The organism is Paenibacillus sp. FSL H8-0283 (assembly GCF_045040675.1).
In the GTDB taxonomy this organism is placed as follows: Bacteria; Bacillota; Bacilli; order Paenibacillales; family Paenibacillaceae; genus Paenibacillus; species Paenibacillus amylolyticus.
Map to the genome: position 1 here is coordinate 411,696 of NZ_CP150295.1, position 12,980 is coordinate 424,675.

The window sequence follows — 12,980 nt, forward strand, 5'->3', positions numbered from 1 at the left end:
GAACAAATTTGATTTGGATTCCAAATGAGGCTTCAAGGCTTCACCTCCATTGGCGATTGGGGTTGTTACGGAGTAAAAGAAAAGCTGGCGTCCCATATATGGGAGTCAGCTTTTTGTGTTTCTTTGAAATTGTTCATGTGCATATTCACTGGAGAGAATCGAATAGATCACAGAGCCATGAAAGGAACCTTTGTAGAACCAGTGCTCCCGCAGCAGACCTTCACACTGCATGCCAATCTTCTTCATGACATTCTCCGAAGCTGTGTTGTGCGGACGACATTTGGCGTAAATCCGGTGAATGCCCAGTTCGTTGAAACCGAAGCCTAGTAGAGCACTGGCTGCTTCGGCGGCATAACCATTCCCTTGGTAAGCGGGGTTAAGGACATAACCGATCTCTGCATTGGTTTTCTCCATAACGTGAATACCGACTCCGCCGAGGAGTCTTCCATCACTTTTCAAACATATCGCCAGTTCATAGCCTTCTCGTGGTTTGGTCTGCTGCATGTCCAACACAAACTGCACATAAGCTCGTGTATCCTCTTCGGTATTCGGCCCCCACGCTGTATGCTGTGTAACTTCCGGCATGGATGTGTAGCTATGTATACTTTTCCAGTCTGTCTCCAGAATATCCCTGATGATGAGTCGTTCGGTCTCCAATTGCATCGTTGTTCACTCCTTCATGTTTGAATAACTTTACTGTCCATTGTACAACAAAAATAGCCCATAACAGATTCAACGAATGAATCGGTCATGAGCCATAATGTAGATCTATGATGTATGTGGAATGCTATTGTGGTTGTTTACATTGAACTGCGGGATAAGTATAAGCCAACTTGCGGATAATTTCCTTTTGCCATCTCGTATCACCCAGATTGGTTGCCAGGTTCAGAAGATCCAAATAATCGTCAAGCTGCAGATCAGCCTTTTGCAGAGTTGTATTCATTCGATGTTCGTTCCCCTTTATCTATAAAATCGTAAAATCATATGCAGTAGAAAGTTACAAAGAGACAAGTTCAAGAATGATAATCATTATCATGTTTATATATTCATTATGCAATGAACGCTGGCAAAATGCAATCCCAAGTCCGCATCGAATTCAACTTTTTTCTGAAAATAGGCTCATCCACAGCACATAGGGAATGTATACACCGAGATATGCAGATGGATACAGGAACCAGCCATTCAACAGGAAATGGTGAATCTCGGTGGTGAATGTGGTCATATGAGCATTCGTCGCATATACATCACCAGCTATGACGGTTGCCGCACTGTAGAAACAGAGTAGCGCAAGAATATGGAATACTCGGGTAACCATGCGGGAACGAAGAGCAACATAAGCCATAATCAGCGGAACAATCAACAAGAGCAACAAAAATATTAACTTCATCATCGTTTTACTCCTTCGGTAAATGTAATTCTAATGATAATCAGTATGGGCCAATAGACTCAACTTCTAAACTTTTTCATAAACTTTACAAAAAGAAAGAGGAATTCAGCATATGAACAATTAAATTAAAGGAGGATAAGCCATTATCAGGTAATTTGGAGGAGGAGAAAGGGAATATGAAGAAGGCGTTATGGCAGCACTGGATCGGGGCATTCCTGGTCTTTATCATGATGGCAACCGCACTGCTGGGGCCGGGTTCGCAAAGTCCGGTACAAGCTGCAGCACCACTTACGGTATCTCAGGCCATCGCTGCCCAGAGCGGTGGAGGCACAGCAACGGTTGAAGGAATCATTGTTGGACATGCTACCGGGTCGCTTACCGCGAAGTTTACATCTCCGTATGCCAATGATTTTAATGTTCTGATTGCGGATTCAGCGTCAGAGCGGACCAACGCCAGATTATTGGATGTACAGATTCCCTCATCTTTCCGTTCGCAATATGGATTGGCGTCCAACCCCAGTCTTGTAGGAAAAAAGATCATCGTAACCGGAACCTTAGGTGCCTACAACAGCTATGCAGGAGTCAAAAACCCAACGTCCATCACACTTTCCTCCGGAACAACCAATCCTGATCCAGAACCAAACCCGGGTACAACACTGCCGGACGGTACCGGCAAGAAAGTATTGTTTGATAATACCCACGCCCAGACAGCAGGTGCTGCCGACTGGATTATTGACGGGGCATTTTCGGATTTTGCCAATGGTTTGCGAAACGCAGGCTTTGCCGTGGATCAGCTGGAACGCAGCATCCCGTATACATTCGGTGAGCAAGCTATCACCTATAATAAATTGAAAGATTACGACGTCTTTGTCATCGGCGAAGCCAACGTGCCGTTCAAAGCGACTGAGCAGGCAGCGCTGGTGCAGTACGTGCAGAACGGAGGAAGTATCTTCTTCATCTCCGACCACTATAATGCAGACCGCAACAAAAACCGCTGGGATTCTTCCGAAGTATTTAACGGCTATCGCCGCGGTGCCTTCCTGAATCCGGCCAAAGGCATGTCTTCGGCTGAAGCCGAATCACCAGCGATGCAGAGTGTGACGAGTTCAGACTGGCTCGCGACGAACTTTGGTGTTCGTTTCCGCTACAATGCCCTTGGAGATGTAAATGCATCGGATATCGTTGCACCTGCACAATCCTTCGGCATTACAGCTGGTGTTAATTCTGTAGCCATGCATGCGGGATCGACCATTGCGATTATAGACCCGAACAAAGCCAAAGGCTTGGTCTATGTACCAAGTGGTGTGTCCAAGTGGGGCAATGCCGTGGATCAGGGCGTATATAATGGTGGTGGACGAGCTGAAGGAGCCTATGCTGCCATTGCAAAGGTTGGTGCAGGCAAAGCCGCATTTATCGGTGACTCTTCACCTGTAGAAGACGCGACTCCGAAATATTTGCGTGAAGAGACCGGTGCTACCAAGAAGACCTATGATGGATTCAAAGAAGTGGACGATGCAACGTTCCTTGTGAATACTGTGAAATGGCTCGCGGTCAAAGAGAGCTACACCAGTCTGGCACAAGTGCCAGGACTGACATTGGATACGGCAACAAGCCTGCTTCCTATCGAAGCTCCGGCCGCATCAACCGAGCCGCAACTTGAGCCATGGGCTGCACCAGCGGCAGGGTACAAATGGTATGATCCGACTACATTTAAGACAGGTTCATACGGCAAAGCGCAATAAGTAAAGTAGACAAACATCAAATTATTATGCGAATAGGGTCTGACCGTGGAGTTTTGCGGACAGGCTCTTTTTTTGCTTGTTATATCAGTTACAATGAAGCTCGTGATTAGCTCATACCACCCTGCCATTGCATAAATATCTGCTACGGAGGGGAAGGTATGGGTACTAATGATGCGGCGTGAAGCCCAACCCAACCAGAGGAGGCGGCGAATGATGACTCACCAAGCAGACTGTGACAGTTCCTCGATGAGACAGAAGCTCAAGGCAGATCTGCATCGTGTGGCGGATCGAATGAACATGACGTTATCCCGTTTTGACAATGACAGTGTCTGTCTGTTGGGGCAGTTTGCAGAGATTCGAGCGGAAATTAAGCAGATTGAGGTGCTCGCCTCTTCGTTTTACCTGGATTGTTATCTGTCACCCTTTACCGAGAAGTTTGCCGAATTAACATCGAGCGTACAGCATCTATCTGACCGGAGATATGGGGCGTTGATTGTGATTGAACGGGAGATTCCGTTGGAGTCGATCATTCACTCAGGCGTGACTGTGGATGCAAGAGTGACGCATGCGTTGCTGGAATCGCTGTTTATTCCCGGTGCACCTCTGCATGATGGGGCTGTGTTGATTCGTGGCAATCAGATTGTATCCGCTGGTAATGTGCTGCCGTTGTCGCAAGCGGAAGTGCATGAACGAAAAATAGGCACTCGTCATCGGGCAGCACTGGGACTCAGTGAATTGACGGATGCGGTTGTATTAGTTGTCTCCGAGGAGACAGGACAGGCTTCATTTGCTGTAGATGGCGATTTGCATCCAATCAATGTGGTTGAGACGCTCCCTTAAATGTGAACGATTAATTGGCCTACTCGGGGCGAATAGGTTGATGTAGTTGAGAGAATTGTACCTTTCTCCTGTAAGGGAGAGAGGTTTTTCTATGGATAGACGATAAAATTATAATCTGAAATTCGACAGCTTTGCTCCCGCCATATGAGAAACATCGATCGATGCTTCTCTGACATTGCGATGTGATTTTGCACAAACTGGGTATTCATGGGTACAATAGAGGATGGTCAATGAATAGAGAACAATGCGATTGGATCGCAAAAATGGTTGGAGGAGACGGTTAGCACATGAGTTGGTTTGAAGCAATGGAGCATCACAATTATGAGGAACTGGTTCTGTGCCAGGATCGAAATTCAGGGTTGAAAGCAATTATCGCCATACACGACACAACACTCGGCCCTGCGCTGGGAGGCACGCGGATGTGGACTTACGCTTCAGAAGAAGCCGCCATTGAAGATGCCCTGCGCCTTGCCCGTGGTATGACATATAAGAATGCGGTATCCGGCCTGAATCTGGGCGGTGGCAAAACCGTTATCATCGGAGATCCGCGGCGCGACAAAAACGAAGCAATGTTTCGGGCGTTTGGACGATATATTCAAGGGTTGAACGGACGTTATATCACGGCCGAAGATGTGGGAACAACGGAAGAGGACATGAACCTGATCTATCAGGAAACCGATTATGTAACAGGCATCTCGGCGAGTTATGGTTCATCCGGTAACCCATCGCCTGCAACGGCTTGGGGTGTATATCGTGGGATCAAGGCAGCAGCCAAAGAAGCATTTGGTACCGATCTGCTGGAGGGTAAAACGATAGCGGTCCAAGGTGTCGGCAATGTGGCGATGCATCTGTGCAAATATCTGTATGAGGAAGGTGCACATCTGATCGTTACGGATATCCATAAGGACTCGGTGAAACAGGCTGTGGACCGCTTCGGCGCAACAGCAGTTGATCCCGCAGACATCACGAGTGTGGAATGTGATATCTATGCACCATGTGCACTGGGCGGCACGATTAATGACGATACGCTCAGAACGCTCAAGGCAAAGGTTGTAGCGGGCTGTGCCAATAATCAGCTGCTGGAGACCCGTCATGGGGATCAGCTGTATGATATGGGCATCGTATATGCGCCTGACTATGTTATCAATGCAGGTGGCGTAATTAACATTGCGGATGAGTTGAACGGTTATAACGCGGATCGGGCGTGGAGCAAGATCGGAGAGATCTATTCCACTCTGGAGAAAATATTCGAAAGCTCACGTACCGAGGGCATCGCAACCTATGTTGCCGCAGATCGTCTGGCTGAGCGACGGATTGAACAGATGAAGAATACGCGCAGTACATTCTTGCAGAATGGTCATCACTCATTGAGTTCCCGGAGATTGCGCAAGTAAACTTAATAGATTCATAAAAAAACTTAAAACGGTCTGTTAGATAACGGCAACATCCATTTCCAAGATGGATAGTCGATCTGACAGGCCATTTTTTTATGTTGCGCGTGCCCAGAGGCACGCATGATCTTGTTGGTGAAAGTCCAACCCAAGGAGGGGCCAAGCCACCTTGGTAGCTAGGATGCTTGCATATGGCGAAATCTGTGTGCAAAAGCGCATCGACAAAAGTACCTGTCAGAAACAGGGCGAGCAACAAGCCAGGCCGTAACATGAAGTGAATCCTGCCGCGTCGTCAAAAAGGCCCTGCAAGGGGGAAAAGAAGGTGCCGAGTCTCGGTCATATAGATGAAGGCCAAGGAAGCTGTGCAGAACTTGGAACAACAGTGAAGAACCTTCCGGCGTAAAGGGAGCGGCATGGCTTGAAAGATCATGCAGTGAACTGGGGAGACCCTCCCCCACACGGATTTTTTTTTTAGGAATTCGTAAAGAGATGCTCTATAAGTCCAAAAGACGAAGTGAAACGTCTGTGGGAAGGGAGTCCGAGGGGCTCATAGTACCGAAGAACCCAAGGACAACATAACCTTGGGGAGGGAAGGAGCCCTGCTTTGTTTATGCTTTTGGAGGAGGTACGAGTGAGTGAATGCCAATCGGCTAACAACACCAAAGGAAAAAGTTCAACAACTCCAAGAAAAGCTAGGTCATGTGGCCAAGGAGAACAGCAAGCGTAAATTCCATGCCTTGTACGACAAAGTCTACCGGGGAGATGTTTTGTGCGAAGCCTGGAGACGAGTGAAAGCGAACAAGGGAGCAGCAGGAGTAGATGCCATGACGCTGGCAGATGTGGAGGAACAAGGAGAAATGAACTTCCTTAAGGACTGCGAACGAGCGTTGAAAGAAGGCAACTACCATCCGCGGCCTGTACGGCGGCACTATATCCCCAAGAAAGATGGGAAGCAAAGGCCGCTGGGCATACCCACCGTGCGCGACCGAGTCATACAGATGGCAACGAAACTGGTGATTGAACCCATCTTTGAAGCGGATTTTGAGGACGTATCCTTCGGATTTCGCCCAAAACGAAGTGCGAAAGGAGCGCTGGAACGAATTCGGAAAGCCTGCAACCGCAAAGGGAATTGGGTAGTCGACGTCGATATCCAAGGTTACTTCGATAACATTAATCAAGAGAAGCTTATGAAATTGGTGCAGATGCGCATCAACGACAGGCGGATACTGAAATTAATACGGAAGTGGCTTCAGGCGGGAGTGATGGAAGAAGGAAACGTAAGGCGCTCCGATTTAGGAACGCCGCAAGGTGGTGTGATCTCACCGCTTCTGGCGAATATCTATCTGAACTATTTTGACCGACTATGGGAGAAACATGGAAGAGGTCTGGGAGAACTGACAAGGTATGCAGACGACTTTGTAGTCATCTGTAAAACCAAAAAGGACGCCGAGCATGCGTATGAACACATAGGCAAAATTATGGAACGTCTGGAGCTAACCCTGCACCCGACCAAAACTCGCATTGTAGGTCTATGGACAGGAAACGAGGGATTCGACTTCTTAGGAATGCACCACCGAAAAACGAAAGCAGAAACGTCGCAAGGGAAGGTATATTACACCACACAGCAATGGCTAACCAAAAAGGCGGAAGAACGAATTCGTGGAGTCATTAAAGAGCGATTATCCCCACCGAGTATGCGATCTAGATCGTTTGCGGAACATGTGAAATGGCTCAATCCGAAAATTCAAGGGTGGAGAAACTATTACTACACGAGTTACAGCCAAAAGAGACTAGCTAAGCTGGATTGGTATATGTTGCAACGGTTAACACGGTGGTACGCGAAGAAGAGACAACGCAGAAAATGGATGGGTTCAATAGCTGAGGTTAAGTACATCGCCAGTCAATATGAATTAAAAACGCTATTGTAATCTGCATGCCCATGAATGACAAACATCGGAAAGCCGTATGAGGGAAAACCTCACGTACGGTTTGATGAGGAGAGGCTGGGTTTTGCCCAGCCTTTTACTCTAGTATCAGAATTTCAAAAAAAGAAAAACAGTGGCAATATTTCCCTAATTGATCAATTTTATTATGGATTTTTCCGATAATGTATGTACATCGTTCAGATGCAGATGGTTCAGGGAAGTGGGGAGAAGGAAATGGGGAAAAGAAAAGGTGTAGGACATAAGATCAAAAATATGTCGCTTAAAATCAAGCTGCCTTTCATGATCAGTGTATTGGTTGTTTTGGTTCTGCTTGGTGCAACGACCACAAGTTATATGATTTCATCTGATGTTGTGGTCAAGAAAAGCAAGGATGAAATGAATGTGATGGCTGACCGCCTTGGGGAAGGGCTTTGGACAGCTATGCAACTTCAACAACAATTGAGTCATTCGATATCCGTACATAGTACTTTTAAAGAACTCTTAAAGTTGCGTGATACAACTGACATGACGGATGAAGAATTTTTATCGGATGAGAACCCGTATTTCAATAAGGCCAATACGATCTTGACCGACAGTATATCGGAAACGGAAGGAAGTAAGCCAGATCTGTTCGTTTTTGATAAGGAAGGAATCATGGTGGCAGGAACCATGCCAGAAGTCATTGGTCAGTCACGGGGAGATCGGGAATATTTTAAGGAATCTATACAGGGGAAATCCTTCATCAGTGACGCGGTCGTCTCTAAGACTGGCAAGAAGCTCATTATTGTATTCTCGGAGCCTATCACCGATGAAGAGGGGAATAACCTGGGTGTGCTTGCTATGTCGGTGGACAGCAACTTCTTCCTGGGGCAACTCGGAGACATTAAAATCAATGGTCAAGGCAGAGTTGAAGTACTGAGTCGGAGCGGCATCATTATGTATGATTCACTGGACCCTTCCGTTGTGGGACAAACGCTGGAAGAAGATAAGGACGCGATGGGAATTATCGAGGCTAGAGCCACCGACAAAGTGAAAATCACTTCGATGGATCGAGAAGATACCTACTATCGTATTAATCAGATTCCGGGTGCAGATCTCTCTGTGCTCATTATTGACGATTATGACGATATCAAGCGTCCGATAGAGGATATGCAGCGCCAGATGGTTATCGTGATATTGATCGGGATTGCTCTGGCTATTGGTGTGGGATTGCTGATTTCTCGCAGTATTACAAGACCTATCATACGTCTGAGCGGTCTGTTCCAACAGCTTGCTCAAGGCAATCTGACCGTTAAGGCCAATGGCAAGTATAACAGCGAATTCAAGGATCTGGCGGAGAGCTTCAATGGTATGGTGGAGCAGAACAGGAACCTTATTACCGATATGAATAGTTCGATTCATGTCCTTCAGGCCAGCACTCAGGAGTTGGAGGAGACATCCAGACAGACGGCAAGATCCATTGATGAGACATCGGCAACGTCCATGGGGATTGCCAAAGCCATGGAGGCCCAATCGGAAGATACCGAGCAGATTGTAGGCAAATTCAACAGCTTTGGCGATAAAGTGGCTGCCATGAACAGCAGTGCACAGGATGTGAAGGCAAGAGCAGATGAGATCGAAACGGTATTCCACAATGGGAATGAAGTCGTGAATGAACTGATGCGTATCAACGAGGTGAACGAACGGGAAGTGGAGAAAATCTCGGAGATTACCGTCAAACTTCAAACCAGTTCGGGCAGTATTAGTCAGATCACGGAAGCCATCAGCCAGATTGCGAAGCAGACCAATCTGCTTGCATTGAATGCTTCCATTGAAGCATCACGGGCAGGTGAGCATGGCAGAGGATTTGCAGTTGTAGCCGAGGAGATCCGCAACCTGGCAGAGCAGAGCTCCCGCCAATCCAAGGAAATCTCCAGCATTATCGAGCAGAATCTGGCCGATGTCGCCGAGAACAACCAAAGTGTTGCCGAAATTCACACCATCTCGTCCAGACAGGATGAGCTTGTCTTGCAGACTCGTCAGGCATTTGATTTGATTTTGGAGAAGGTAACGGTCATTAATCAACAGATCGCTACGATGGCAGGACAGATGCAGGAGATGTTACAGAACAAGGATGACGTACTGGAGTCTGCCCATAGTTTGTCGGCTTCAGGAGAGCAGGTATCCGCTTCGGTTGAAGAGGTAACAGCAACCATGATGGAGCAATCTTCAACAGTACAGCAGTTGGCCAACATGGTTGATACGATCGATCAATTGACGCAAAAGCTGGCCGAATCGGCTGCGCGATTCAAGGTGGAGTAAGGGTCTCAGGTTCATTAAAACAAAATAACACGAACAAGGGATGTCCCCTGTCATATTCATGACTTATAGGACATCCCTTTTTTTTATGCTCTCGATCAATGTGCTCTAGTCCATTTAGTGATCAATGAGATGCAACAGTTGAGGGAGAGGTGTGCGAGGCTTGGGCATAGGCTGATCTTCAGCGTTAAAATACCCCATGTGTAGTGTACCTACTATTTTTTCCTCTGATGTCACACCAATGGCTTCACAGAATAGTGGATTTTCGTTGAAAGGACTTGTCTTCCATACGACGCCAATGTGTTGTTCCCAGGCGAGCAACTGTATGTTCTGGATCAGTGCCGAGGTTGCAGCAAAAGCCTCTTCCCACGCCTTGGAGGGCAGGTTGGCTGTCATAACCACAACCAGATGCACAGGTGTCTTTGCACAATAGGCAGCTCTGATTTGTTGTCCGTACTTTGTTATAAATTCAGGATTGCGTGTACTCAATACAGCGCTTGCGAATGTTTCTCTGCCCTCATTCATAAACAGAATGAAGCGCCAAGGTTCCTTTTTGGAGTGAAAAGGAGCCCATATCGCGTCCTCCAGAATCTCATGAATCGTTTCCAAGGGAATGGGTAGGCCATTAAATTCCTGAATCGTACGTCGTTCGATCACGGTCTGCCTAAGACTTGTTTTGGGTTTCATCATGTCCCTCTATAACTCGAAGGAAGCAGCGATCTCATCAATAATTTTGCTAAGACCGATGGGACCGTATCCTGCAAACCACAGGTTGGCATCACCGATATATACATGATCGTTCTTAACTGCATTCAGATTGGCCCAGATGGATGTATTCATGATGTTATTAAGCACTACCTTGTTTTCTTCCCCAGGACGCAGAATGATAAACAGTCGATCCGGGTTCAGCTCAGGCAGAATTTCCTCGGAAATTGCCACATTCCATGATCCCTCGAAATCTACACTGTCTACTGAAGCAGGGGTTAATCCCAGAGCACCAAACAGAGTGAAGTTATCATCAGGTTTAATCAACTGAAGCTGTTTATCCTGCACGCGCATGTAGGCCACCGTTTCGTCTTTGGCTTTTACGGCAAGCTCATCATGGGTTTGGGTGACTTTGGTATCATAGGCATCTTTGACCGCTTGGGCTTCTTTTTCTTTGCCAAGAACAGTTGCCGTTTCCATGAATCGCTCCCAGTCTCCTTTTTCTTCATTATCAAAAAGGATCGTTGGAGCAATCTTGGAGAGTTGCTCATAGTTTGCTTCATTTAACGTTTTGGAGGCCAGAATGAGATCCGGCTCAGCCTGGAGCAATGCTTCAAAATTGGGAGACTCGCCGGAACCTACGGCAGTGGTATCTTTCATCTGATCCGCCAGATATTCAGGGAATCCGAGATCGTTATACGTTACCATGGCTGTTGGTTCAATGCCGAGAGCGAGTAACTGGTCAGCAAAGACGTAGAGCATACCCGCAATTTTTTGGGGTTCGGCAGGAATTTCGATATCCCCTTTGATCGTAGAAATGGTACGTGTATTCTCACTTCCCTGTTCAGCGGTTGATGGCTCTGCCCTACTGGATTCGGGTGAAGGGGAGTTCTCACTGTTCTGGGAAGTCCCACAGCCCGCAAGCATGCTGCATAGAACAAGAACGGTTATAAGGAATCGTCCTGATTTGAAAAAGGTAGAGAAGCGTTGGTTATTAGGTAAAGACACGTTGTACACACCCTTTAATTGATTTTGATTATCATTATCAAAATAATTATAGGTCCATTCCAAATCGTAATCCATGGATATTCCTGTTTAATGCATGGACGTTTGGCTCAGGAACAATTGACTAACCCGATTCAGAAACAGATTATGGGCCAAGGAAGTATAACAGGAGTAGGGGGAGGAATCGCCCAATTCATAGATTTGATTCATACGAACCGCCTTCCATTGCTGCCAGATTGAATTTTGCATAAGTGACGCTACAATGTGCGCACGCTCTTCTGCATAACCACTTGTAAACAGAATGAAGTGTTCAATATCCGACTGAACAAGCTGTTCCAGTGACATTATACGGGAATGGGATACGTGGTGTAGGGCTTGGGGTACGGATAACTGCAAATCATCATAGAGTACCGTACCCAGATTACGGTTGCCGTAGACCCGGAACTGTCCATCTTCGTATTGCGCCACAGCCACAGGGTGGTCATCGATGGCATGCTGTATACTGGAGATTTTTTGTTTGACCGATAGATCATAACGTTCCAGCCATTCTTCACCAGCTGTTATTTTGCCCACGGATTGTGCAATGGAGTACAACTGTTTACGCCAATCTCCTGCAAAAGATATGGTGCAAGTGGAGGCAATATGCCGAAATAATTCGGCTTTTTTGGGCTCTTCATAGTCGGTTCCTTCATACCCAATGATCAGTTCCGGGTGTGCGTTCATTAATAGTTCCAGATCAGGCTGATCTCTGCCCACTTGAATCACATTTTTGAATTCATATGATGTCCTATGGAACGGATTAATCAGTGCCGCATAAGGCTCAATACCAAGGGCAAGCAGATGTCCCGTATAGGGATGGGCAAGTGAAGCGATACGTGTTACGGAGCGATGCTTTTTAATATAAACCATGGGAGACAATCCGGTGGTTGCTTTGAATTTTCGGCTAAAATAGAATTCATCTTCATACCCGACCTGGCGGGCTGTTTGTTTGATCGTGTTGTCCGAGGCCAGTAGCAGATCACCGGCTTCCCGGATGCGTACGGCGTTCAAGTATTCAATGGGACCTTGTCCAATCATTTTTTTGAACAATCTGGAATAACGGTTGACACTCAGTCCAGCCATTTCAGCCAGTTTTTCGCGTGTGAAGTTATCCTGATAATGTGTATTGATATATTTTTGGCTCTGCCTTACCGCTTCCATGGCGGTACCTTCCTGGGATTTTTGCTTCTCTTGCTTCAATAGGACAAGACAAAGTTCCTGAAAGAGGATCTGACGTGCCATTCCAGCCCATGGATCTTCCTTCTGCCCACCTTCATGGATTTGAATGGCGAGAACGGGAGCTGAGGGAACAACAGCGGCAATGAATTCAAGATGTGGATCAATAACTCGTTGCATGTTGCCATCTAGTTCTTCGTTGTAGACATTGTAGGTTAAGGTGACACATTCAAAATCATGCTGTACCTCGGTGGTTGCGATACAGGTGTGAGAAGGCGGGACGGAAAGGACTTGAGGAGCGCATAGGGAGATGACTTTGTCTTCGACTTTGACGGTTAAGATCCCTTTGATCACAACAAGCAGCGTATGATGTGGACGGGATGGAAAGGACACTTGTTCAGTATTGTTGTCGACACGCCGGGCATCAATGAGCCTATATAAAAGATTCGTGAGTTTCATCTGATCTTCTCCT

At 46.8% G+C, this 12,980-nt stretch carries 11 protein-coding genes; 5 read left to right on the forward strand and 6 right to left on the reverse strand.

The window, feature by feature from the left end:
• Window positions 1–105: 105 nt before the first annotated feature.
• The 3 genes from MHI52_RS01995 to MHI52_RS02005 all read right to left on the reverse strand — a co-directional run bounded on the left by MHI52_RS01995 (window position 106) and on the right by MHI52_RS02005 (window position 1,390).
• Window positions 106–663 (reverse strand): GNAT family N-acetyltransferase, encoded by a 558-nt coding sequence (locus tag MHI52_RS01995; RefSeq protein ID WP_405158339.1) that lies wholly within the window; start codon window positions 661–663, stop codon window positions 106–108.
• A gap of 124 nt (window positions 664–787) precedes the next feature.
• Window positions 788–943, reverse strand: a complete 156-nt coding sequence (locus MHI52_RS02000) for a hypothetical protein (protein ID WP_017691064.1) — start codon at window positions 941–943, stop codon at window positions 788–790.
• A 153-nt stretch (window positions 944–1,096) separates the two neighbouring features.
• Window positions 1,097–1,390 carry a hypothetical protein gene (locus MHI52_RS02005; RefSeq protein ID WP_076329895.1) on the reverse strand — a complete coding sequence of 98 codons (294 nt, stop codon included), beginning with the start codon at window positions 1,388–1,390 and terminating at the stop codon, window positions 1,097–1,099.
• 224 nt (window positions 1,391–1,614) lie between these two features.
• Here MHI52_RS02005 and MHI52_RS02010 point away from each other — a divergent pair, with 224 nt between their 5' ends.
• The 5 genes from MHI52_RS02010 to MHI52_RS02030 all read left to right on the forward strand — a co-directional run bounded on the left by MHI52_RS02010 (window position 1,615) and on the right by MHI52_RS02030 (window position 9,586).
• Window positions 1,615–3,129 carry a DUF6359 domain-containing protein gene (locus tag MHI52_RS02010; RefSeq protein ID WP_307417004.1) on the forward strand — a complete coding sequence of 505 codons (1,515 nt, stop codon included), beginning with the start codon at window positions 1,615–1,617 and terminating at the stop codon, window positions 3,127–3,129.
• A gap of 210 nt (window positions 3,130–3,339) precedes the next feature.
• Entirely contained in the window at window positions 3,340–3,969 is a 630-nt protein-coding gene (gene cdaS, locus MHI52_RS02015) for a sporulation-specific diadenylate cyclase CdaS (RefSeq protein WP_338590224.1), read from the forward strand.
• A 287-nt stretch (window positions 3,970–4,256) separates the two neighbouring features.
• Window positions 4,257–5,363: a Leu/Phe/Val dehydrogenase gene (locus MHI52_RS02020; RefSeq protein WP_405158340.1), complete on the forward strand. Its 1,107-nt coding sequence runs from the start codon at window positions 4,257–4,259 to the stop codon at window positions 5,361–5,363.
• Between the two features lie 632 nt (window positions 5,364–5,995).
• Window positions 5,996–7,288 carry a group II intron reverse transcriptase/maturase gene (gene ltrA / locus MHI52_RS02025; protein ID WP_405158341.1) on the forward strand — a complete coding sequence of 431 codons (1,293 nt, stop codon included), beginning with the start codon at window positions 5,996–5,998 and terminating at the stop codon, window positions 7,286–7,288.
• Between the two features lie 231 nt (window positions 7,289–7,519).
• On the forward strand, window positions 7,520–9,586 hold the full coding sequence (locus tag MHI52_RS02030; protein ID WP_405158342.1) for a methyl-accepting chemotaxis protein: 2,067 nt from the start codon (window positions 7,520–7,522) through the stop codon (window positions 9,584–9,586).
• 114 nt (window positions 9,587–9,700) lie between these two features.
• Here the strand turns inward: MHI52_RS02030 and MHI52_RS02035 are convergent, their stop codons facing one another.
• From MHI52_RS02035 to MHI52_RS02045, 3 genes are read right to left on the reverse strand one after another with little or no spacing between them, the layout of a single operon-like run.
• Window positions 9,701–10,273: a nitroreductase gene (locus tag MHI52_RS02035; protein WP_405158343.1), complete on the reverse strand. Its 573-nt coding sequence runs from the start codon at window positions 10,271–10,273 to the stop codon at window positions 9,701–9,703.
• 6 nt (window positions 10,274–10,279) lie between these two features.
• The gene (locus MHI52_RS02040; protein WP_405158344.1) at window positions 10,280–11,371 is read right to left on the reverse strand and encodes an ABC transporter substrate-binding protein; all 1,092 of its coding nucleotides are present in this window, start codon (window positions 11,369–11,371) and stop codon (window positions 10,280–10,282) included.
• 12 nt (window positions 11,372–11,383) lie between these two features.
• Window positions 11,384–12,967 carry a helix-turn-helix domain-containing protein gene (locus tag MHI52_RS02045; protein WP_405158345.1) on the reverse strand — a complete coding sequence of 528 codons (1,584 nt, stop codon included), beginning with the start codon at window positions 12,965–12,967 and terminating at the stop codon, window positions 11,384–11,386.
• Window positions 12,968–12,980 lie beyond the last annotated feature (13 nt).

Bases quoted from the DNA above. Each gene is read 5' to 3' on its own strand.
- MHI52_RS01995 (WP_405158339.1), bottom strand. From the start codon at position 663: ATGCAATTGGAGACCGAACGACTCATCATCAGGGATATTCTGGAGACA.
- MHI52_RS02000 (WP_017691064.1), bottom strand. From the start codon at position 943: ATGAATACAACTCTGCAAAAGGCTGATCTGCAGCTTGACGATTATTTG.
- MHI52_RS02005 (WP_076329895.1), bottom strand. From the start codon at position 1,390: ATGATGAAGTTAATATTTTTGTTGCTCTTGTTGATTGTTCCGCTGATT.
- MHI52_RS02010 (WP_307417004.1), top strand. From the start codon at position 1,615: ATGATGGCAACCGCACTGCTGGGGCCGGGTTCGCAAAGTCCGGTACAA.
- cdaS (WP_338590224.1), top strand. From the start codon at position 3,340: ATGATGACTCACCAAGCAGACTGTGACAGTTCCTCGATGAGACAGAAG.
- MHI52_RS02020 (WP_405158340.1), top strand. From the start codon at position 4,257: ATGAGTTGGTTTGAAGCAATGGAGCATCACAATTATGAGGAACTGGTT.
- MHI52_RS02030 (WP_405158342.1), top strand. From the start codon at position 7,520: ATGGGGAAAAGAAAAGGTGTAGGACATAAGATCAAAAATATGTCGCTT.
- MHI52_RS02035 (WP_405158343.1), bottom strand. From the start codon at position 10,273: ATGATGAAACCCAAAACAAGTCTTAGGCAGACCGTGATCGAACGACGT.
- MHI52_RS02040 (WP_405158344.1), bottom strand. From the start codon at position 11,371: ATGGATTACGATTTGGAATGGACCTATAATTATTTTGATAATGATAAT.
- MHI52_RS02045 (WP_405158345.1), bottom strand. From the start codon at position 12,967: ATGAAACTCACGAATCTTTTATATAGGCTCATTGATGCCCGGCGTGTC.